The 20,930-nt window shown below is 40.3% G+C and carries 22 protein-coding genes and 2 riboswitches; all 22 genes read left to right on the forward strand.

Translation table 11 applies throughout. The features are described from left to right. Positions 1 to 43: 43 nt before the first annotated feature. The 22 genes from MHI10_RS00835 to MHI10_RS00940 all read left to right on the forward strand — a co-directional run bounded on the left by MHI10_RS00835 (position 44) and on the right by MHI10_RS00940 (position 20,930). Positions 44 to 1,162: a helix-turn-helix domain-containing protein gene (locus MHI10_RS00835; protein ID WP_340782113.1), complete on the forward strand. Its 1,119-nt coding sequence runs from the start codon at positions 44 to 46 to the stop codon at positions 1,160 to 1,162. After that, positions 1,162 to 1,362, forward strand: a complete 201-nt coding sequence (locus MHI10_RS00840; RefSeq protein WP_340782115.1) for a PLD nuclease N-terminal domain-containing protein — start codon at positions 1,162 to 1,164, stop codon at positions 1,360 to 1,362. The genes MHI10_RS00835 and MHI10_RS00840 overlap by 1 nt, the downstream gene beginning before the upstream one ends. After that, positions 1,359 to 2,261: an ABC transporter ATP-binding protein gene (locus tag MHI10_RS00845; RefSeq protein WP_340782117.1), complete on the forward strand. Its 903-nt coding sequence runs from the start codon at positions 1,359 to 1,361 to the stop codon at positions 2,259 to 2,261. The genes MHI10_RS00840 and MHI10_RS00845 overlap by 4 nt, the downstream gene beginning before the upstream one ends. Then, entirely contained in the window at positions 2,248 to 3,030 is a 783-nt protein-coding gene (locus tag MHI10_RS00850) for an ABC transporter permease (protein WP_340782119.1), read from the forward strand. The genes MHI10_RS00845 and MHI10_RS00850 overlap by 14 nt, the downstream gene beginning before the upstream one ends. Before the next feature lie 80 nt (positions 3,031 to 3,110). Continuing rightward, a riboswitch (cobalamin riboswitch) is annotated at positions 3,111 to 3,294 on the forward strand. Between the two features lie 157 nt (positions 3,295 to 3,451). Continuing rightward, positions 3,452 to 5,170 (forward strand): precorrin-3B C(17)-methyltransferase, encoded by a 1,719-nt coding sequence (gene cobJ, locus MHI10_RS00855; protein ID WP_340782121.1) that lies wholly within the window; start codon positions 3,452 to 3,454, stop codon positions 5,168 to 5,170. Positions 5,171 to 5,180: 10 nt separating this feature from the next. Beyond that, a complete protein-coding gene (cobK, locus tag MHI10_RS00860) occupies positions 5,181 to 5,936 on the forward strand; it encodes a precorrin-6A reductase (RefSeq protein ID WP_340782123.1) in 756 nt (251 codons plus the stop codon). Between the two features lies 1 nt (position 5,937). After that, positions 5,938 to 6,612, forward strand: coding sequence for a precorrin-8X methylmutase (locus MHI10_RS00865; RefSeq protein WP_340782126.1), 675 nt, complete (start codon positions 5,938 to 5,940; stop codon positions 6,610 to 6,612). Continuing rightward, a complete protein-coding gene (locus MHI10_RS00870; RefSeq protein ID WP_340789088.1) occupies positions 6,587 to 7,723 on the forward strand; it encodes a cobalt-precorrin-5B (C(1))-methyltransferase in 1,137 nt (378 codons plus the stop codon). Before MHI10_RS00865 ends, MHI10_RS00870 begins: the two co-directional genes overlap by 26 nt. Next, positions 7,698 to 8,894 (forward strand): precorrin-6y C5,15-methyltransferase (decarboxylating) subunit CbiE, encoded by a 1,197-nt coding sequence (gene cbiE, locus MHI10_RS00875; protein ID WP_340782128.1) that lies wholly within the window; start codon positions 7,698 to 7,700, stop codon positions 8,892 to 8,894. The genes MHI10_RS00870 and cbiE overlap by 26 nt, the downstream gene beginning before the upstream one ends. Continuing rightward, a complete protein-coding gene (gene cobI, locus MHI10_RS00880; protein WP_340782131.1) occupies positions 8,891 to 9,595 on the forward strand; it encodes a precorrin-2 C(20)-methyltransferase in 705 nt (234 codons plus the stop codon). Before cbiE ends, cobI begins: the two co-directional genes overlap by 4 nt. Beyond that, complete coding sequence (gene cobM, locus MHI10_RS00885) at positions 9,595 to 10,377, forward strand: precorrin-4 C(11)-methyltransferase (protein WP_340782133.1); 783 nt, start codon at positions 9,595 to 9,597, stop codon at positions 10,375 to 10,377. Before cobI ends, cobM begins: the two co-directional genes overlap by 1 nt. Next, complete coding sequence (locus tag MHI10_RS00890) at positions 10,370 to 11,509, forward strand: cobalt-precorrin 5A hydrolase (RefSeq protein WP_340782136.1); 1,140 nt, start codon at positions 10,370 to 10,372, stop codon at positions 11,507 to 11,509. Before cobM ends, MHI10_RS00890 begins: the two co-directional genes overlap by 8 nt. Beyond that, positions 11,506 to 12,864, forward strand: coding sequence for a cobyrinate a,c-diamide synthase (locus tag MHI10_RS00895; RefSeq protein WP_340782138.1), 1,359 nt, complete (start codon positions 11,506 to 11,508; stop codon positions 12,862 to 12,864). The genes MHI10_RS00890 and MHI10_RS00895 overlap by 4 nt, the downstream gene beginning before the upstream one ends. Further along, positions 12,861 to 13,490: a precorrin-2 dehydrogenase/sirohydrochlorin ferrochelatase family protein gene (locus MHI10_RS00900; RefSeq protein WP_340782139.1), complete on the forward strand. Its 630-nt coding sequence runs from the start codon at positions 12,861 to 12,863 to the stop codon at positions 13,488 to 13,490. The genes MHI10_RS00895 and MHI10_RS00900 overlap by 4 nt, the downstream gene beginning before the upstream one ends. Next, on the forward strand, positions 13,487 to 14,248 hold the full coding sequence (cobA, locus tag MHI10_RS00905; protein WP_340782140.1) for a uroporphyrinogen-III C-methyltransferase: 762 nt from the start codon (positions 13,487 to 13,489) through the stop codon (positions 14,246 to 14,248). The genes MHI10_RS00900 and cobA overlap by 4 nt, the downstream gene beginning before the upstream one ends. Continuing rightward, on the forward strand, positions 14,242 to 14,796 hold the full coding sequence (locus tag MHI10_RS00910; RefSeq protein ID WP_340782141.1) for a nitroreductase family protein: 555 nt from the start codon (positions 14,242 to 14,244) through the stop codon (positions 14,794 to 14,796). Before cobA ends, MHI10_RS00910 begins: the two co-directional genes overlap by 7 nt. Before the next feature lie 21 nt (positions 14,797 to 14,817). Further along, the gene (locus tag MHI10_RS00915; RefSeq protein ID WP_340782143.1) at positions 14,818 to 15,357 is read left to right on the forward strand and encodes a cob(I)yrinic acid a,c-diamide adenosyltransferase; all 540 of its coding nucleotides are present in this window, start codon (positions 14,818 to 14,820) and stop codon (positions 15,355 to 15,357) included. Beyond that, complete coding sequence (locus tag MHI10_RS00920; protein WP_340782146.1) at positions 15,357 to 16,838, forward strand: cobyric acid synthase; 1,482 nt, start codon at positions 15,357 to 15,359, stop codon at positions 16,836 to 16,838. Before MHI10_RS00915 ends, MHI10_RS00920 begins: the two co-directional genes overlap by 1 nt. After that, positions 16,814 to 16,990: riboswitch (cobalamin riboswitch) on the forward strand. It overlaps the preceding gene by 25 nt. Positions 16,991 to 17,288: 298 nt before the next feature. Continuing rightward, the gene (locus tag MHI10_RS00925) at positions 17,289 to 18,119 is read left to right on the forward strand and encodes a class I SAM-dependent methyltransferase (protein WP_340782149.1); all 831 of its coding nucleotides are present in this window, start codon (positions 17,289 to 17,291) and stop codon (positions 18,117 to 18,119) included. After that, positions 18,116 to 19,156, forward strand: coding sequence for a FecCD family ABC transporter permease (locus MHI10_RS00930; RefSeq protein ID WP_340782152.1), 1,041 nt, complete (start codon positions 18,116 to 18,118; stop codon positions 19,154 to 19,156). The genes MHI10_RS00925 and MHI10_RS00930 overlap by 4 nt, the downstream gene beginning before the upstream one ends. Position 19,157: 1 nt before the next feature. After that, on the forward strand, positions 19,158 to 19,919 hold the full coding sequence (locus tag MHI10_RS00935; protein WP_340782154.1) for an ABC transporter ATP-binding protein: 762 nt from the start codon (positions 19,158 to 19,160) through the stop codon (positions 19,917 to 19,919). A 27-nt stretch (positions 19,920 to 19,946) separates the two neighbouring features. Beyond that, on the forward strand, positions 19,947 to 20,930 hold the full coding sequence (locus MHI10_RS00940) for an ABC transporter substrate-binding protein (RefSeq protein WP_340782155.1): 984 nt from the start codon (positions 19,947 to 19,949) through the stop codon (positions 20,928 to 20,930).

The raw sequence follows: 20,930 nt of genomic DNA on the forward strand, positions 1-20,930 counted from the left end.
CCCATTAAATATCTTTATAGTTAGTAGTAAGAGGAGGATGCATATGCAAAACTTTCAATTTGCCCAAATTTTCACGGAGCGCCGAAAAGAACTAGCAGTGACGCAAGAACAAATTGCGCACTATGTCGGTGTATCACGCGCAGCCGTTTCGAAGTGGGAGAAGGGATTAAGTTATCCTGATATAACAATTTTACCGAAGCTCGCAACTTATTTCAATGTGTCGATTGATCTTCTATTAGGCTATGAACCGCAAATGACGAAGGAACGAATTATGTCTACTTATGCAATGTTTGCTACGAAGCTTGGAAATGAGCCGTTCGAGCAAGTAGATGAACAAATCGATGAAATGATAGCAGAATATTATTCATGCTTTCCATTCTTGTTAAAAATCGTGCAACTATATATGAATTATTATCCGAAAGCCGCGAACCCAGATGAAATTTTGGGGAAATGTCTTACTTTATGTGAGCGCATTAAAACGCAAAGCCATCATCGCCAGCTATCATATGAAGCGACAGTTTTAGAAGCATACATTTCTATTATGCAAGGGAAACCGAAGCAAGTGCTTGAATTATTAGGGGAAGAAGCAGCTGTGCAATATGGGGCTGAGCAATTGATTGCAACAGCGCATACGATGCTCGGTACTAAAGAAAAGGCGAAAGAAGTTTTGCAGGTGAGCATGTATCAGCAAACGGTCGGGTTAATTTCAAATGCAACGGAAACATTGTTGCTTGAAATTGATCATACTGTCCATTTTGACGAAACGATAAAACGTATACAGCAGTTGCTTGAAACTTTTCAAATTGCAAACTTAAATCCTAATATAGCGCTTGTGTTTTATATTAAAGCAGCAGGTGGATATATGATGAGAAATCAAACAGAGCAGGCGCTTCAAATGATTGAATACTATATCAAAGTTTGTAGCACATTAAAATTTCCATTGGAGTTACAAGGAGATCGTTATTTTTACAAGCTCGGGGACTGGATTGATCAGCAGGAGCGAATTGATAAACAAGCGCCACGGGATAATTTGTCGATTAAAAAAGATCTTGTAACAAGTATTGCAAATAATCCAATATTTAATGCACTACAAGACAATACGCAATTTAAAATAATGATGACGAATTTACAACATCATTTACAACTAGAGGAGGAATTATAGTGGAAGAATTAGCGAATATAAATTGGGCGCTTATTGCCCCTTTAATTATTTTGCAATTTATTTTGGCACTTGTTGTGATTGTTGATATTGCACGTAACGGCGCAACGAATGGACCGAAATGGTTATGGGTAGTCGTTGCATTATTTGTTTCAACAATTGGACCGATTTTGTACTTTATTTTCGGACGTAAAAGCCAATGACATGTATTCAAGTAGCGCAATTAACCAAACAATATGGTGAACAAAAAGTTGTCGATCACGTGTCGTTTACATTGGAAGAACATACAGCAACCGCTCTCATTGGTCCAAATGGTGCGGGGAAAACGACCACATTATCAATGCTAACAGGCTTGTTACAACCAACAAGTGGTCAAATTCTAATGCCAGGTGTTAAAGATATTCGAAGTGCAATCGGCTTTTTGCCGCAGTATCCGCAATTTTTTTCTTGGCTAACGGCATTTGAATTTTTGGAAATGACCGCAAATTTAAGTGGTGTGGAAAAAAGAAAAGTAAAAAAAGAAGCACAAAAAATATTAGAATTCGTCGGTCTTGGAGCGGCGATGCACAAAAAAGTAGCAACGTTTTCAGGTGGGATGAAGCAACGTTTAGGTATCGCACAAGCTATTATTCATCAACCGAAATTATTATTGCTAGATGAGCCGGTATCAGCGCTTGACCCTGTTGGGCGTAGAGAAATTATGAACTTACTGAAAGAAATTCAACAGCAAACGACGATTTTATATTCGACGCATATTTTAAATGACGCGGAGGAAATGACCGATCAAGTGCTCTTTTTACGAAAAGGTCAACTTGTCGAGCAAGGATCCCTTCATCAAGTGTGTACAAAATTTGATGAGCCGCGCTATAAAATCCAGTTTGCATCAAATGAAGAAGCAAGACAGTTTGCGAGTCAATCAGAGCTTGTAGCAAAAGCAGAACAAAATATTGCTTATGTTGAAATCCGAGAAGAAAAACCATCGATGCAACAGTTACTTTATCGTTTAGCGAAATCCCCGTATCACGTTGTAAAAGTGGAGCGGGAAACAGCGAGCTTGGAAGAAATCTTCATGAAGGTGGCGGGAACTAATGGGTCAATTTAACACGTTGTTAGTAAAAGAATGGCGGGAAAGCTGGCGTAGTTTTAAATTTATATGGATTCCGATTGTCTTTGTTCTACTCGGTGTAAGTGATCCAATCCTCAATTATTTCATGGAGGATATTTTGAATGCAGTTGGTAATATGCCTGAAGGATTTGCGATGATGATGCCAGAACTTCATGCGATGGATTTACTGGCGGCTTCAACGGGACAGTTTCAATCTATTGGATTAATCGTACTAATTGCTTCCTATATAGGTACGTTTAGCAAGGAACGCCAAAGCGGCACAGCCACATTATTGTATGTGCGTCCGATTTCCTTTACCGCAATGTTTTTGAGCAAATGGATTGTGGCGAGCAGCGTAGCAATTATTAGTGCAACAGCTGGCTATGCGGGAAGTGTGTATTATACGGTACTTTTATATGGCAAAGTAGATCCTACTCGCTTTATGGCGATGCTTGGAACGTATTGTATATGGCTCCTATTTGTCATGGCGGTTACAGTGGCAATGAGTGCAGCATTCAAAACACCGGTTGCTACGACGATTGCAATTTTTTTGATCTTGATTGGTTCAGTTGTAGACTCCATCATTGGTGGTTTTTGGACGGTTACTCCGTATAAATTGTCGACATATGGATTGCGACTTATTGATGAATCTGTCACGATGTCAATATTTTGGAGTACATTTACAATGACGGTTTCATTAATGTTTGTCTTTGTTATTATAGGAATTTACTTTAGTAAGAAGCGAGCAAGTACGGTGAAGGTTTAGCTTTTTATAAAGATGAAATTGCTAAGATAATTATTAAATAGTTGTAATATTTCATTTATATGGTATTGTAAAGTCATAATTTAATAAACTATTAAATGAGTGCTTATATTTTGAGAATAATAGGGAAATTAGTGAAAATCTAATGCAGCCCCCGCTACTGTAATAACGGATGAAATCACGAATATCACTGTCTGATGAGGATGGGAAGATGTGAGAGTAAAGTGAAGTTTAAGCCAGGAAACCTGCTTGTTTAATTCGATTACTTACTTTTCGGTGGGAGAAGTGTAGATGAGAACTCAAATATAGCAGGTCGTAGTAGATTCTATTTTTTGAAAATACGATTTTTTATATAAATTTTCAGATACCCAAACTTCTTTTGTAAAAGAAGTTTGGGTATCTTTTTTTATTGGAGGGGAACGTTTTGGGTAAAGGGAAGATTTTTGTAGTTGGGTTTGGTCCTGGAGATCGAGAACATATTACAAAAAGAGCCGTAGATGCATTACAGCAAAGTAATCATATTATGGGTTATAAAACGTATGTAGATTTAATTCGCCATTTAGTAACAGCACAAACAATTGTCAGTACAGGTATGACCGAAGAAGTATCACGAGCGCAAGATGCTGTTAAACAGGCAGAGGCAGGAAATATCGTTGCAGTCATTTCGAGTGGTGATGCGGGCGTATACGGCATGGCTGGTTTAGTGTATGAGGTTTTAATTGAAAAAGGTTGGACTGAGGCAACAGGTATTGAAGTAGAAGTTGTGCCAGGAATTTCAGCGATTAATTCATGTGCGAGCTTACTTGGTGCACCGGTAATGCATGACTCTTGTACGATCAGTTTGAGTGACCACTTAACGCCTTGGACAGTCATTGAAAAGCGTATTGAAGCTGCAGCAATGGCGGATTTTGTCATCGCATTCTACAATCCAAAATCAGGACGGAGAACACGTCAAATTGTAGAAGCACAGCGTATTTTGCTGAAGTATCGTTCACCTGATACACCAGTAGGATTAGTGAAGAGTGCTTATCGAGAAAGCCAAAATATCGTATTAACAAATTTAGCGGAAATGTTAGACCATGATATTGGTATGTTAACGACTGTTGTAGTTGGGAACTCCTCCACATTCTTTTACGATAATAAAATTATTACACCACGTGGCTATCAAAGAAAGTATACGCTCGGTGATGAAAAACAAGTTTGGAAACCGCATCAACGCTTGAAAAAAGAAGCAGAACCATGGGCGCTTGATCAAGAAACAGGAGAAGCAAAATCGGGCTATGAAAAGATTGAGGCAATTAAAGCAGGGCCAAACCTTAAAATAGAGCCTTTGAAAGAAGTGAGTGTAACTACTGTAGAACCAGCGCCGGTAGTGCCAGCAGAATTTCAACAACTTCCGGAGAAAAAGTCAGCACTTGAGATGGCAAGAATGGCATTAGCTTGTATATCAAACGAACCTGTGAAGACGGACTTTTTAGTACAGCAAGCAATCGAATCGATTTTTGAATTTGCCGTTTCACCAGGTGTTGCAAATAAAATCATTACACCACAGCAAATGAAGGTACTTGCTGAAGTAGTAGGAGAAGAGGGAACTCTTGAATATACACCAGATCATCGTTTCCATGTAAAGATTCCTACTGAAGCACCGGAAAAAGTCGTTGGATTATTACGTGAAACAGGGTTGTACGTGCTGCCTATGGGAGATGTCTTAAACATAAAGGCATGTGATTTTTGCTATGGAGAGAAGGCAGATTCGATTCCATATGCGGAGGAAATTATGGATACGCTTGGCGGTTTGAAGCTACCAAAGGAATTGCATGTTGGTTTTAATGGCTGTGGAATGGCTTGCTATCGCCCAATTTTCGATGATATTGGCATTGTCTATCGTAAAAAGAAATTCGATCTTTTTATTGGCGCCAAGCCAGTTGGTCGAACGGCACACGCTGCACAACCAGTCGCAGAAGGATTAGAGCCAGATGAACTGATTCCATTATTAACGAAGATCGTTGAGGAATATAAAGAACATGCACATCCAAATGAGCGCTTCTTTAAATACTTTAAGCGCGTAAAGAAAGTTGCCCATTTCACGTACCAAGATATGAGCTGCAAAATCAAAGTAGAAGAAGCACCATGTGGCGATTAGGAGGGGTGACATGATTTTATTTTTAGCAGGGACGAGCGATGCACGTGAATTGGCCATTGAGCTACAAAACAAGGGGCATTTATTATTAGCAACCGTCGTGACAGATTCAGCAGCAAATAGCTTGAAGGAAGCGGGCATTGCCTATCAAGTAGGGCGCCTTTCAATCGAACAGATGACGGCGATCATTGATGAAAAGGGTGTGACAACGGTTATTGATGCAAGCCACCCTTATGCAGAGGAAGCTTCAAAAACAGCGATGGCCGCAGCAGAGCAATGCAAGGTGCCTTATATTCGTTACGAACGTCCGCAGCAACAGTATATGCATCCACTAATAACTGAAGTGGAAACATATGAAGAAGCGGCACTTATTGCGCGTGAGCATAAAGGAACTGTGATGTTGACAACAGGTAGCAAAACACTTGCGACATTCACGAAGCACTTGCTCATTGACTCCATCCGTCTAGTTTGTCGCATGTTACCGAACAAAGAAAACATGGAGAAATGCGATTTGTTAGGCTTGAAGCAGCGTGACATTATCGCGATTCAAGGTCCATTTTCAAAAGAGTTAAATACAGCATTGTACCGTCAATATGACACAACACTCGTTATTACAAAAGAAAGTGGAAAAGTCGGTGCTGTTGATGAAAAAGTGGATGCTGCATTGGAATTAAACATTCCTGTAATTTTAATTAAACGACCTAAAATCACTTACATTAATCAATGTTCTACATTTGAAGAGATCATTGAAAAACTAGGAGGAATTTAAAATGGCAAATATGAACTTTAATATGGATTTCGTACCTTTAACGGTAGACCCAGACAAAATTTACGATTACAGCTTTGCAATGATTAAAGAAGAGATGGGCGAGCACAACTTTACAGACGAGCAGTGGTTAGTAGTAAGACGTGTTATTCACGCATCAGCAGACTTTGAATTAGGGCGCAGTATGATTTTTACAGAAGATGCGATTGAGGCAGGTATTCAATCGATTTTAGCTGGTCGTCATGTAGTTGCTGATGTACAGATGATTGAAAGTGGATCTGGGCGCAAACGATTCCAAAAGCATGGTGGAGATTTACACTGTTATATCGCGGATGAAGATGTTTCAAAAGAAGCGAAAGCAATTGGGACGACGCGCGCGATTATTTCCATGCAAAAAGCAACGAAATTACAAGAAGGCGGCATTTATGCGATTGGTAACGCCCCAACTGCACTTTTAGAGTTAATTCGTTTAATTAAAGAAGGGTTAGCAAAACCAGATTTAATTATCGGCATGCCAGTAGGGTTTGTATCGGCAGCAGAATCAAAAGCCGAGTTAGCAATATTAGAAGGTATTCCATTCATTACAAATGAAGGACGTAAAGGTGGCAGTACAGTGACTGTAGCAGCATTGAATGCGATCTCGATTATGGCTGATGAGCGAGCAAAGCAAACGAAATAAAAAAGACCCGTCACAAATGCGTCATGGTTACACAACAGGTGCGTGTGCTACAGCAATGACTAAAGCAGCCTTACAAGCAGTTGTGACTGGTCAAGTTCCTGATGAGGTCACGATTTATTTACCAGTGGGGCAATTTGCGACATTTAAGGTGGAAACGAGTGAAATCCAAGGCGATGCCATCATGTGTGAAACGATTAAAGATGCCGGGGATGATCCAGATGCGACACATAAAGCGCGTATCCAAAGCACGGTGCGTTTAATAGACGTCCCAGGCATCCATTTAGACGGTGGTGTAGGTGTAGGGCGTGTAACAAAAGCGGGTTTACCAGTACCAGTTGGGCTGGCGGCGATCAATCCTGTACCACGTAAAATGATTACAAGTGTCGTTCAAGAAGGAATAGATAATTATGCGCTAGAACAAGGTGTAGAAGTAATTATTTCCGTACCAGACGGCGAAGAAATTGCCAAAAAAACATTGAATGGACGCTTAGGTATACTCGGTGGCATTTCAATATTAGGTACACGTGGTACGGTCGTTCCGTTTTCCAGCTCAGCGTATATGGCGAGTATTGTTCAGGCGCTAAGTGTTGCGAAGGAAGCAGGGTGCGACCATGTTGTCATCACGACGGGCGGACGTAGTGAAAAATACGCGATGAAACAATATCCTAATTTACCAGAGGAAGCCTTCATTGAGATGGGTGATTTCGTTGGGTTTACATTGAAGCATATTGCACGTAAAAAATTCGCCAAAGTATCGCTCGTTGGCATGATGGGGAAATTTTCGAAAGTTGCGCAAGGCGTTATGATGGTCCATTCGAAAAGTGCACCGATTAGCTTCGAGTTTCTAGCAACTATTGCACAAAGAAGTGGTGTGGAAGAGCCGGTATTAAGTGAGATTTTGACAGCAAATACAGCCTCTCAAGTAGGTGAGATTTTACAAGGGAATGAAGCTTATTTTGAAGCGCTCTGTAAAAACTGTTGCTACTATGCATTAGCGCATATGAATACACAAATTAGTGTGTCCACAAGCTTGTATGCCATGAATGGAGACTGTTTAGGAAAGGCTGAGAATATTGAAGAATTGCATGAAGATGATTGGTATAGGGGATAACGGCGTAAATGGTTTATTACCACAATACATTGACTGGATTAATGAATGTGATGTGTTAGTTGGAGGAGAGCGCCATTTAGCGTTTTTCCCAAATTTCAATAAAGAAAAGAAAGTCATTAAAGGTGGTTTGTCTAAGCTTGTCGATGAATTACAGCAAGAAACACGTAATGTTGTAATTTTAGTGTCGGGAGATCCATTATTTTTTGGACTAGGTGGTGTGTTAGCAAAAAAACTACCATTAGAAATTTACCCGTATACAAGCTCTGTACAACTAGCCTTCTCAAAAATGCAGGACAGCTGGCAAGATGCCTATATCGTTAGTTTACATGGACGTTCGATAAAAGGCTTTGCTCAAAAAATTGATGGACGGAAAAAGATTGCGATTTTGACAGATGACAATAATACGCCACAAGCGATTGCTACGTATTTGAAACATTATGGTATGACAGAATACGAAGCGTTTGTCGCTGAAAATTTAGAAGGTGAAAATGAGCGCTGCCGTTTTATGACATTAGATGAGATGGAACAGGCTAGTTTTTCCCCTTTAAATGTTGTGATTTTAAAACAATGCGGGTTGGTTAAGCGCTGTGCAATTGGTATTGCTGATGAAGCGTTTCATCAACGTAAGCCAGAAAAAGGCTTAATTACGAAGAAGGAAATTCGCGTACTTTGTTTGCAAGAGCTACAGCTGCAAGAGGATAGCGTTATGTGGGATATCGGTACATGTACAGGTTCAGTTGCAATAGAGGCCGCAAAAATTGCCCGTGAAGGCGCGGTATTTGCCATTGAAAAAAATGAAGGTGACTTAGAAAACTGCTTATTGAATCAAGCGAAACATCGAACTGATTTCACCGCAATTCTTGGAAAAGCACCAGAACGCTTAGATGAATTTCCAAATCCGAATGCGATTTTTATCGGCGGTAACGGCGGTAATATGGAGCATTTATTAGAAACTTGTATTACACGTTTATTACCAGGTGGTCGATTAGTAATGAACATCGCCACGATTGAAAATTTAGCGGATGCGATGAAGTATTTGAAAAGCTTAGGTTGCACAGTAACAATTTTACAAGCTCAAATTTCAAGAAGTAAGCCGATTTTGAATTTAACGCGTTTTGAACCATTAAATCCAATATTTATTGTGACGGCACAGAAAGGAACGGACAAATGACATTAGGTATTTTATATGGAGTAGGCGTTGGCCCTGGAGATCCAGAATTAATTACAGTAAAGGCTTTCCGAAAATTACAGGAGTGTCCTGTTATTGCTTACCCGAAAAAACTAAAAGGTAGTAAATCATATGCACATCGCATTGTAGAAGAATACATTAATCCAGCAGAAAAGAATATGCTTGGTCTTGTTTTTCCCATGACAAAAGATGAGGAAACATTAAAAACGGAGTGGGCAAAGTCAGTAGAGGCGATTTATACATATTTAGAACAGGGGCAAGATGTTGCGTTTGTGACAGAAGGCGACCCGATGTTGTTCAGTACATTTATTCATTTAATGAAATTGATGAAAGAAACGTATCCAGCTGTTGAAATGGAAACGATAGCGGGCATCTCATCATTTAACGGCTCGGCAAATCGTCTAGGTATCCCACTTGCAGATGGTGACGACCGTGTGGCGATGATTCCAGCAACGGAAGATATGGATGAAATGCGTCGTGTACTTGAAACGCATGATGCCGTCGTGTTTATTAAAGTGGCAAAAGTTTTAGAGGACATGCTCGATTTATTAGAGGATATGAATTTATTATATGGCACACATGTCGTGACAAAAGTAACTTCTGATGAAGAAATTATTTGGGATGTCGAAGAGTTACGTGGTGCAGAGCTTAATTATTTATCTTGTATGGTGGTGCGAAAATAATGAAAAAAATATGGATTATTGGTGCAGGTCCTGGTGACCCAGATTTGATTACGGTAAAAGGATTGAAACTGTTACAAACAGCAGATGTCGTGATGTATACGGATTCATTAGTAAGTGAAAAGTTAGTAGCTGAGGCACATCCAGATGCTGAAATTATTCGTACAGCGGGCATGCATTTAGAAGAAATGGTGAACTGCATTGTGGAACGCGTAAATGCCGGGAAAGAAGTCGTTCGTTTACATACGGGAGATCCAGCGATGTACGGTGCAACGATGGAACAAGTGGCATTGTTAAAACAGCATGACATTGGCTATGAAGTGGTGCCAGGTGTCAGTTCCGTATTTGCAGCAGCAGCAGCGGTTGGCGCGGAGTTAACGGTACCGGATTTAACACAAACGTTAATTTTAACACGTGCAGAAGGAAGAACGCCTGTACCGGACCGTGAAAAACTTCAGGCACTTGCAAGTCATCACAGTACGATTGCCATGTTTTTAAGTGCAACGTTAACGAAAAAAATTATGAAAGAGTTACAAGCTGCGGGTTGGGCGGATGATACACCAATTGCGGTGATACAACGTGCTTCTTGGCCGGATCAAAAAATCGTTCGTACAACATTATCACAACTAGATGAAGCGATGCGTACAAACGGCATTCGCAAACATGCGATGATTTTAGCTGGTTGGGCACTTGACCCGAACATTCATGAAAAAGACTATCGTTCGAAATTATACGATAAAACATTTACACATGGTTTCCGTAAAGGTGTGAAGGCAGATGATTAGTTTACAAGAAGGTGTCATTCCAGAAGTGGATAAACGCAAGCCATATGCCCTTGTATCCATTACAAAACATGGTGTGGAGAATGCGCGTAACTATGCGGAAAAATTCCCTTATGTTGACCTTTATTATATGAAAAAATTTGAGCGCGGAGACGAATCGACACGTCATATTCAAATGTTTGATGGGACGGTTCGTTTATTATTACCGGCACTTTTTCAACAATATAAAGCGGTTATTTGTATTATTTCACTCGGTGCGGTCGTACGAATGATTGCACCGCTATTAGTAGACAAAAAGCAAGATCCAGCCGTGCTAACAGTTGATGATAAAGGACAGTATGTTGTGAGCGTACTTTCTGGACATATTGGCGGTGCAAATGCATTAACACATGAATTTGCTGAGGCAATTGGTGCGCAGCCTGTTATTACAACGGCTTCAGATGTTCAAAAAACGATTCCTGTCGATTTATTTGGCGCAAAATTTGGTTGGATATGGGATGCAGAAGATAAGCTCACGCCAGTAAGTGCTTCCGTTGTTAATGAGGAGCATGTAGCCATCGTGCAGGAAACAGGCGAAAGAAACTGGTGGATGCACGACACACCAATGCCCGAAACGTTAAAGTTATATCCTTCAACCGAAGAAGCGCTCGCAGTAAATCCGCATGCGACATTACTTATTACGGATCGCATTATTGAACCGCATGAAGAAGTGCTTTTACAAAATGGTGTTATTTATCGACCTAAGTCACTTGTATTAGGAATGGGCTGTAATAGAGGAACATCAGCAGAAGAAATAGAGGCCCTTATCGACGAAACGTTAGTCGAGCTAAAGTTGAGTAAAAAAAGCGTGAAAGCGATTGCGACAATCGACCTTAAAAAGGATGAAGAGGGCTTTTTACAAGTAGCAGCTAAAAATAATTGGGCGTTTATTACGTATACGCCAGAACAGTTAAATGAGATGCCATTAAAAAACCCTTCTGAAAAAGTGCATAAGTATACAGGTGCTTACGGTGTATGTGAACCAGCAGCTCTGCGCTATGCGAAGACGAACGATTGGTTGCTAGAGAAAAAGAAGGGTGTGAATGCAACAATTTCAGTTGCACGAATTTCTTTTGATGAGGAGGAAATGCAATGAATCGATTTGTTTTAGCGGGTACAGGCAGTGGTGTTGGTAAAACAACATTCACAATTGGTATTATGCGTGCACTCATGAAAAGAGGGCTATCCGTGCAAGGATTTAAATGCGGACCGGATTATATTGACCCGACTTTTCATACAGCGGTAACGAAAAGACCTTCTCGAAATATTGATGGCTTTATGATGGCGCATGATGTTGTTCGTGATATTGTGGCCCGTGCTAGTCATGATACGGATGTAAGTATTATTGAAGGGGTTATGGGTTTTTATGATGGGAAATCACCATTATCCAACGAAGGTTCAGCGGCGCATATTAGCGAGTTGACGAACAGCCCGGTTATTTTAATTGTAAACGCAGCGAGTATGGCGCGTAGTGTGGCTGCCATTGTAAAAGGGTTTCAAATGCTCGATGAAAACGCCCAAATTGTCGGCGTCATCGTCAATCAGCTTGGCAGCAAAAATCATTATGATATTGTCAAAACCGCAATTGAAGCAGAGTGTCATATACCGGTGATTGGCTATTTACTAAAGGGCGCAGTTAAGGTGATGCCAAGTCGTCATTTAGGGCTTGTCCCCGCCATTGAACGTGGGGATTTAGATGATTATTTCGATGAGTTAGCGACTGCGATTGAAGCAACAGTTGATCTCGATGTTTTGCTTAATATAACGAAAGCTCCAGTCATTACGGTTGAAACAACTATTTTTGAACAGCAGCCGAATCGACAGCGGGTACATATTGCCGTAGCAAAAGATGCGGCCTTTAACTTTTATTACGAGGAAAATTTAGCGCTTTTACGAGCGTATGGCGCTGAGCTACACTTCTTTTCACCATTAAATAATGAGCCAGTTCCGGCACAAGCACAAGGTGTATATATTGGCGGTGGCTTCCCAGAAGAGTTTGCTGAAAAGCTAAGTGAAAACACAACTTCAAAAGAATCAATTCGTGCTGCAATTGAGCAAGGACTGCCGACTTTAGCGGAATGTGGGGGCTACATGTATTTAACGGAAAGCATTACAAATCGTGCGGGTGAAACGTATGCCATGCTCGGTGTCATTGAAGGTCACGTAAAAATGCAAGAGAAGTTAGCTGCATTAGGTTACCGTGAAATTACAGGTGTTAAAGGCAACTTCTTAATTTATGAAGATGAGCAAGCAAAAGGGCATGAGTTCCATTATTCGACATATGAAGGTGAGCATAAAACACCTGCATATTTTAGTAAAGGACGTTTTCGAGCACAGCAAGAAGGCTATTTAAGCGGGAATTTAGTAGCAGGCTATACACATTTTCATTTTGCATCCAACCCAAAGCTTGTACAAAATTGGTTAGATAAATGTTTGGAGGTAAATCGATGAGTTATTTCCCTTTGTTATTAAATATTGAATATAAAACAGTTGTCGTCGTTGGTGGTGGGCGTGTTGCTCGTCAAAAGGTTGATGCATTGCTTCCTGCAAAAGCGAACATCATTGTCGTGAGTCCTACGATGACGGAAGAACTTTTAGCGTATGCAGAACGCAAAGAAATTACATGGAAGCAAAAAGAGTTTGAGCCAGCTGACTTAGATGATGCGGCATTAGTTTTTGCCGTGACAAATAGTCAAGAAGTGAACGATGCAGTTGAGGAAGCGACACAACATTGGCAATTACTTAGCCGTGCCGATGCAAAAGGGCGTGTCGATTTTATTAATCCAGCTGTAGTCCGACGTGGGGATTTTATCATGACGGTATCAACTTCTGGTGCAAGTCCACGTTTAACGCGCCAAGTGAAAGCACAATTGGCGGATCAATATGGTGATTATTACGAGCAGTACGTTGCATTTTTAGGGCAAGCTCGTCAGCGCATTTTAGCCACATTTAATGGGGAAGAAAAGGCACAATTACTAACACAATTATTAGAGCCACAGTTATTAGAATGGGTAAAGGAAGGGCGCCTACATAAGTGTGAGGAGTGGCTACAACAACGATTAGGAGATTTACAATGAGCGCAAAAGTATTTATTGTTGGAGCTGGACCAGGAGACCCCAAATTATTAACAATACGAGGGCTTGAATGTATACAGCAAGCCGATGTCATTTTATATGATCGTTTAGTAAATCCTGTATTACTGGAACATGCAAAAAAAAACGTAGAATTCATTTATTGCGGCAAAGAACCAGGAAAGCACGGCTTAATTCAAGATGAAATTCATCGTGTATTAGTTGAAAAAGCATTGGCAGGGCATACCGTTTTACGTCTAAAAGGTGGAGATCCATTTGTATTTGGACGTGGTGCAGAGGAAGCAGCCGTTTTACGCGAGGCTAATATTGACTATGAAATTGTACCAGGTATTACAGCAGGCATTGCAGCGCCGGCTTATGCAGGAATTCCTGTAACCCATCGTGATCATGCGACAAGTTTTGCTATTGTGACTGGCCACGGACGTGCAGAAAAAGGCAATGATTTTTTAAATTGGGGCGCGCTTAGCCATATTGATACGGTCGCTTTCTATATGAGCGTTGGCAATATTGAGCATATTACAGCACGTTTAATCGAACATGGAAAACGAAGCGAAACACCAGTTGCAGTGATTGAATGGGGCACTACAGATAAACAACGCACAATTATCGGCACATTAGAAACCATTGCCAAACAAATTGAGCAGGAAGTCATTCAAAATCCAGCGATGATTTTAGTTGGGGATGTTGTCAACGTACGTGAGGATATAAAGTGGTTCATTGAAAAGGAGCATCAAACATGTTAAATGCACTAAAAAAGCGTCGTGCAATTCGTCAATTTGAAGCACGTGAAGTAGAAAGAGAAAAAATTGAACAATTATTAGAAGCCGCTACATATGCACCGAATGATCGCATGCGTGAGCCATGGCATTTTTATGTGATGCAAGGCGCTAGTAAACAAGGTTATGAGCAAGTCGCACTAAATTTTCTAGAAAAGCGTTTTCCAACAAAGCCTAATTTAGTTGAAAGTTCGATGGAAGCCATTACAAAAACGCCATTAATTATAGCGGTGACTTCAGCCATTGTAGAAGGGGATGAAGGGGCAACGAAAGATAATGTCTTTGCGGTAAGTAGTGCAATTATGTCGATGTGGCTCATGGCGGAACAATTAGGGCTAGGCATGGTTTGGCGTACACGAGGCGTTGGTTTAGTACATGATACAGCGCTTCATGCTTATATTGGTGCAAGTGGGCAAGAACAGTTAGTAGGTACGTTATGTATTGGTTATCCAGCTGAATCTCCGGCGACAGAGAAAAAGCGTACAGCATTTGCTGAAAAAACAACTTGGTTATAAAAGGATAAGGGGGGATTGACGATGGCGAGACAAGGGATGTTACTTGTTTATACAGGGGATGGCAAAGGAAAAACAACAGCTTCACTTGGTGTCACGTTACGTGCAATTGGACGAGGCATGAAGGTGAAATATTTTCAATTTATTAAATCTCCTGAGCGTACGTATGGTGAACAAATTGCTTTACGCAAATTAGGGGTAGAAACGGTTCAACTTGGGATTGGGTTTACATGGACAAAAACACCTGAAGAGCACCGAGGGGCTTTAAAATTGGCATGGGCACAAGTCAAAGAAGTGTTACGAGATGATTCGATTGATTTATTAGTGCTTGACGAACTGAATAATGCATTGGCGATTACACGCTTTCCAGTTGACGATGTTTTACCACTTGAAGAGGTATTAGAAGCCATTCAAAATCGTCCGAAAACGATGCATTTAGTTGTGACAGGACGTTCGGCTCATCCATCACTTATTGCCATGGCAGATTTAGTTTCGACAATCGATGCGACAAAGCATTATTACGAGGAGCAAGATGTTAAAGCAATGAAAGGTCTTGAATTTTAATGAAAGCAATTATGATTCAAGGGACGTCCTCAGATGTTGGAAAAAGTGTCATTTGCACAGCACTTTGCCGGATTTTTGCGAATGATGGATTTCGCGTAGCACCGTTCAAATCACAAAATATGGCATTGAATTCATACATTACAAAAAGTGGTGGTGAAATTGGTCGTGCCCAAGGTGTACAAGCAGAAGCCGCTAAAATTGACGCGACAACAGATATGAATCCAATCCTCCTAAAACCAAAAGGGGAAATGATATCTGAAGTGATTTTACATGGAAAACATTTAGCGAATATGGATGCTTTGACATACCGAGAAACATTTGTAGAGGATGTTATGCCAGAAATACGGAAATCACTTGGGCGTCTAAGCGAACAGTTTGAAATTTTAGTATTGGAAGGTGCGGGCAGTCCAGCGGAGATCAATTTGAAAGCACGTGATATTGCGAATATGCGTATGGCACACGAAACCGATGCAAGTGTCATTTTAGTTGCGGATATTGAACGTGGTGGTGTGTTTGCCTCAATCGTTGGTACGTTAGCACTTTTGGATGATGAAGAACGCGCTCGGGTAAAAGGTGTCATTATTAATAAATTCCGAGGGATGAAGGAATTATTGGATAGTGGTGTGGAATGGCTTGAAAACTATACGGGAATTCCTGTTTTAGGTGTTATTCCATATGTGGATGTACAAATTGAAGCGGAGGATTCGATGGCACTATCGAGCTTACGATTAAAAAAACCACAGCAACAAGAATTTGCAATTGATGTTGCGATTATTCGCTTACCTTGTATTTCAAACTTTACAGATGTTGACCCATTATTTGAGGAACCAGGAGTGGGACCTCGGTTTGTGTCTTCATTAAAAGATTTAAAGCAGCCAGATGTCATTATTTTGCCAGGCACTAAAAATACGGTAGAAGATTTTTTGTGGCTACAAGAAAATGGCTTAGCACAAGGCATTTTGAAGCATGCACAAAAAGGTGGAAAAGTCGTAGGTATTTGTGGAGGCTACCAAATGCTTGGAGAAGTCATTCGCGATGAGTCTGCGATTGAAGGAAGTGGTGGCACGTACTTATCACTCGGGCTATTACCAATTGAGACGCATTTTGTAACAGAAAAACAAACCGTACAAGTACATGGCCAAACTGTAACAGGTCACGATGTGAAGGGTTATGAAATCCATTTAGGTCGCAGTGTGGCAACGAAGAAAATGACACCGTTTATTACTTTTGATGATGGTCGACAAGATGGTGTTTATACGGAACAAATTATCGGTACATATGTGCATGGTATCTTCCAAAATCGTCATTTTACACGCGACTATTTCAACCTTATACGCAATGAAAAAAATCTGGAATTAGTTGCTGGGGATGTTGTATCAGATGAGGATCGTCGTGAACAGGCGTATGAACTTTTGGATGAACATGTGCGCCAGCATTTAGATATGAAGAAAGTATACAATTTAATACATTTATCAGTGTAGAAATACGTAAAGGGAAGAGTGATGGAAAGTCACCACGGTACCCGCCACTGTGAAGCGGAGAGTTGTAGCGATACCACTGCAAAATATTTGCGGGAAGGGCTATGAACTTTAGGATGCGAAGTCAGGATACCTGCTGATAAACGGAATATTGTTCTTACGGGAGTATAAGAGCCACTATGCAATACATAATGGCATATTAACTTGCTTCAGCAGAAGTTCTCCACTTCTATTAGTGGGGGATGAATGCCAAGAATGACTTTAATTCAGTGGGAGTTCAATTCCAGGCTGAATCAAGTTAAAGCCCCCGGCGGATGTCACAGATTTTTTAGAGGAGTTTTTCGAGCAAGCTCGAAAAAAAATCTGGACGCAAATACGCCGAGGCGTATTTGATCGTATAAACAATTTGATTTATACGTTTTTTTGTATTTTATAAGAAAGGAGATGCTTGAAATGAAAGGGTCACCTTTACATATCGATTTTGAGAAGCTATGGAAAGAAGGCATGCATAATTGGCACGGTGAAATGCCTGAACGAATGATTGATGATGCATTAGAAGAAGCATTTTGGTCTCAATCGATGCAAAAAAAATCCTATCGCCAAACGGATGCCCATACGAAGCCGATTTATGAAAAAATGCGGAAACATATACCGGAAAATGCGACGTGTTTAGAAATCGGTCCGGGATGGGGAAATTACACCTTTCCATTACGAGAAGATGCTGAAAAGCTAACATTAGTAGATGGTTCAGAAAGTGTTCTTCAATATTTACAACAATATTTTGTAGAAGACGAAGGGGTGCAGTACGTCCATGCAAAATGGGAAGATGCTGAAGTAGAAAAGCATGATGTTGTCATTGGCGTCAATTGTTATTACCGGATCTATGAAATGAATGAGGCATTGTTGAAGATGAATCGCTTGGCAAAAAAGCGCGTCATTATCGGCTTAACAACAGGGCCTATTCAGCCTCATTATGTTGTACTCGATCAACAATTCGGTTATCAAATTAAATATCCAAGGCGTGATTATATTGGAATCGTCAATATGCTTTATCAGCTTGGGATTTATGCAGATTGTGAAATGCTTCCACTAGAACGTACATATCGCTATGCCTCATATGAAGCATTATATACCGCGCAAAGTAAGAAGATTTTAAATGACACGTTTCAGATCGATGATGTAAAAGCAGCACTTGCAGGTTTTATAACGGAAGAAAACGGAGAAATTATCTATCGTCATAAATTTTACGCGGCGATTATTAGTTGGGAGCCTGTGAAGCGATGAAGAACAGGAAATTTTACGTTTGGTTAGTTATGTTATTCGTTATTTTACTTTGCTCAGGAATCGGCGCGATTATGGTTGGTTCTGTAGGCATTACCCCCTCACTTATTATAGAGGTACTCATGTATAAACTTGGTATAGTACCAACTACAAACGCATCGAACGCTCAGCAAATCATTATTATGGAACTGCGTGTGCCGCGTGTCCTACTCGCGATGATTGTAGGTGCATCACTTGCAATTTGTGGTGCAGCCATTCAAGCATTAGTGAAAAACTCGATTGCAGATCCGTATATTTTAGGTGTTTCATCGGGTGCTTCTGTTGGTGCAACATCGGTTATTTTACTCGGTGCATTTAGCTTTCTCGGTGTCTATGCGCTATCATTTGCAGCTTTTTTAGGAGCAATCGCAGCTGTAAGTATCGTTTTTTTACTTGCTCGTATTGGCGGACGAACATCCATGATTCGCTTACTTCTTTCAGGTGTTGCGATTTCTATGGTACTAAGCGCGCTAACGAACTTTATGCTGATGATGTCTAAGGAGCAAGGGGGCATTCAAGCGGTCATGCATTGGATGTTAGGCAGTTTAGGCGGAGCAAAATGGAATAACATTGGAATTCCTGCTGTTGTATTCGTCATCGTTTTTACATTACTAACATTAAGCTATCGCCAATTAAATGCATTATTGCTCGGCACGGAAACAGCTGCAACATTAGGAATTAATATTGAGCGTTTTCGAATTTTTATTATTATTATTGTTTCGTTATTAACGGGTGTTGTTGTAGCGGTTAGTGGAAGTATCGGTTTTGTCGGATTAATCGTTCCTCATATCGTAAGAATGTTAGTCGGCTCAAATTACAAAGTTGTCCTACCTTTAAGTGCATTACTTGGCGCGATTTTTATCGTTTGGGCGGATATGGGCGCACGTATTGCGATTGCACCAGAAGAAATGCCAATTGGAATTATTACAGCGTTATGTGGTAGCCCATTCTTTATTTGGATGCTACGTCGTCAGCGATATGCATTTGGAGAAGGGGAATAAAATGATACAACTTCAAGACCTAGAATATTCTATAGCAGAAAAAGCAATTTTGCGTAATTTGTCCATCACAATTGAGGAAGGGAAATTCATCGGCATCATTGGACCAAATGGTAGTGGTAAAACGACGATGCTAAAAATGATTTATCGTCATTTAAAGCAAACATCGGGTAGTGTGACGCTACATGAAAAGGAAATTTGGGATATCTCCCCTAAAAAACTAGCGCAGCAAATGGCCGTTGTCAGTCAAGAATCTCCGGTGCTCTTTGATTTTACGGTGAAGGACCTCGTTATGATGGGGCGTATACCATATAAAAAATGGCTAAGCTCAGACAATGTGGAAGACTTTAAAATTGTCGAGGAGTGTATGGCACTTTCAAATGTTGGCCATTTAGCGGATCGAACATTCGTCCATTTATCTGGTGGTGAAAAGAAGCGTGTCATGTTAGCTCGCGCATTAGCGCAAAAGGCAAAAATTTTAGTATTAGATGAACCGACAAATCATTTAGATATTGAGCATCAACTGCATTTAATGGATTTAGTGAAGGACCTACCCGTCACGATTATTACAGCTTTGCATGATTTGAATTTAGCGGCAGCTTATTGTGATGAAGTGATTGTGATGAAAGATGGGACGCTGTATGAGCAGGGCACACCAAAACAAGTGTTTACAGAACAAACAATGATGGATGTTTTCCGCGTCCGTGTAGGTATTTCAACGAATCCATTTACAAACAAGCTCCACTTATTTTTTTATACTAAATAATACTTTGAGAAAGTATGAGGGGAAATCATGAAAAAACAAAAAACTTTTTGGGCTTCTATCTTCTTAACAGTATCACTACTTTTAACTGCATGTAACAAAACAGAGCCAGAAATAAAAAAGGAACCATTAAATGCTGAAGCATCGGCTGAAGTTGTAACAATTGAAAATGAAGGTATGACATTAGAGTATACAGAAGTACCAAAACGCGCGATTACAATTAATCAGCACGTAACGGAAATTATGCTTGCGTTAGGTTTGGAAGATTCAATGATTGGTACATCTTATTTGGATGATGAAATTTATGAGCCATTACAGGAGGCGTATGCAGAAGTACCTGTACTAGCTGAACGCTATCCATCAAAGGAACAAATTATTGCAAATGAAGCTGATTTTATTTATGGCGGATGGGCAAGTGCATTTAACCCTAAAAATGTCATGTCTCGTGAAGAATTAAAGGAGCTTGGCATTAATAGTTATTTACAATCTTCATCGATCAAAGTGGGTCCAACATTAGAAGATATTTATACCGATATTCGTAACATTGCTACGATTTTCCGTGTAGAAGAACGTGGTGAAGCTTTAATTGAAAAAATGAATAAGGAAATTGAAGCGATTACTGAAAAATTACCTGCAAATGAAAAACCAATCGAAGTGCTTGTTTTCGATAGTGGGGATACGGAAGTGTTCACGGCAACACAAAACTTTATGAATACATTAGTAACAATGGCTGGTGGTAAAAATGTATTTGGTGATATCGAAAAAAACTGGGCAACTGTATCGAAAGAAGACGCTGTTGAACATGCACCAGAAGCAATTGTTGTCATTGATTACGGTTCAACAACTGCTGAGCAAAAAATTGCTTTCTTAAAAGCGGATCCTGCACTTAGCCAAACACCAGCTGTTCAAAAGGAGCATTTTGTTGTGCTCCCATTATCAGCAGCTTCAGAAGGCGTACGTGTAGCAGAAGCGTTAGAAATTTTAGCAAAAGGATTATATCCAGATTCATTTTAA

The sequence above is a fragment of the Solibacillus sp. FSL K6-1523 genome (genome assembly GCF_038005225.1).
In the GTDB taxonomy this organism is placed as follows: Bacteria; Bacillota; Bacilli; order Bacillales_A; family Planococcaceae; genus Solibacillus.

Bases quoted from the DNA above. Each gene is read 5' to 3' on its own strand.
- MHI10_RS00835 (WP_340782113.1), top strand. From the start codon at position 44: ATGCAAAACTTTCAATTTGCCCAAATTTTCACGGAGCGCCGAAAAGAA.
- MHI10_RS00845 (WP_340782117.1), top strand. From the start codon at position 1,359: ATGACATGTATTCAAGTAGCGCAATTAACCAAACAATATGGTGAACAA.
- MHI10_RS00850 (WP_340782119.1), top strand. From the start codon at position 2,248: ATGGGTCAATTTAACACGTTGTTAGTAAAAGAATGGCGGGAAAGCTGG.
- cobK (WP_340782123.1), top strand. From the start codon at position 5,181: ATGATTTTATTTTTAGCAGGGACGAGCGATGCACGTGAATTGGCCATT.
- MHI10_RS00865 (WP_340782126.1), top strand. From the start codon at position 5,938: ATGGCAAATATGAACTTTAATATGGATTTCGTACCTTTAACGGTAGAC.
- MHI10_RS00870 (WP_340789088.1), top strand. From the start codon at position 6,587: ATGAGCGAGCAAAGCAAACGAAATAAAAAAGACCCGTCACAAATGCGT.
- cbiE (WP_340782128.1), top strand. From the start codon at position 7,698: ATGAAGATGATTGGTATAGGGGATAACGGCGTAAATGGTTTATTACCA.
- cobI (WP_340782131.1), top strand. From the start codon at position 8,891: ATGACATTAGGTATTTTATATGGAGTAGGCGTTGGCCCTGGAGATCCA.
- cobM (WP_340782133.1), top strand. From the start codon at position 9,595: ATGAAAAAAATATGGATTATTGGTGCAGGTCCTGGTGACCCAGATTTG.
- MHI10_RS00890 (WP_340782136.1), top strand. From the start codon at position 10,370: ATGATTAGTTTACAAGAAGGTGTCATTCCAGAAGTGGATAAACGCAAG.
- MHI10_RS00895 (WP_340782138.1), top strand. From the start codon at position 11,506: ATGAATCGATTTGTTTTAGCGGGTACAGGCAGTGGTGTTGGTAAAACA.
- MHI10_RS00900 (WP_340782139.1), top strand. From the start codon at position 12,861: ATGAGTTATTTCCCTTTGTTATTAAATATTGAATATAAAACAGTTGTC.
- cobA (WP_340782140.1), top strand. From the start codon at position 13,487: ATGAGCGCAAAAGTATTTATTGTTGGAGCTGGACCAGGAGACCCCAAA.
- MHI10_RS00910 (WP_340782141.1), top strand. From the start codon at position 14,242: ATGTTAAATGCACTAAAAAAGCGTCGTGCAATTCGTCAATTTGAAGCA.
- MHI10_RS00915 (WP_340782143.1), top strand. From the start codon at position 14,818: ATGGCGAGACAAGGGATGTTACTTGTTTATACAGGGGATGGCAAAGGA.
- MHI10_RS00920 (WP_340782146.1), top strand. From the start codon at position 15,357: ATGAAAGCAATTATGATTCAAGGGACGTCCTCAGATGTTGGAAAAAGT.
- MHI10_RS00925 (WP_340782149.1), top strand. From the start codon at position 17,289: ATGAAAGGGTCACCTTTACATATCGATTTTGAGAAGCTATGGAAAGAA.
- MHI10_RS00930 (WP_340782152.1), top strand. From the start codon at position 18,116: ATGAAGAACAGGAAATTTTACGTTTGGTTAGTTATGTTATTCGTTATT.
- MHI10_RS00935 (WP_340782154.1), top strand. From the start codon at position 19,158: ATGATACAACTTCAAGACCTAGAATATTCTATAGCAGAAAAAGCAATT.
- MHI10_RS00940 (WP_340782155.1), top strand. From the start codon at position 19,947: ATGAAAAAACAAAAAACTTTTTGGGCTTCTATCTTCTTAACAGTATCA.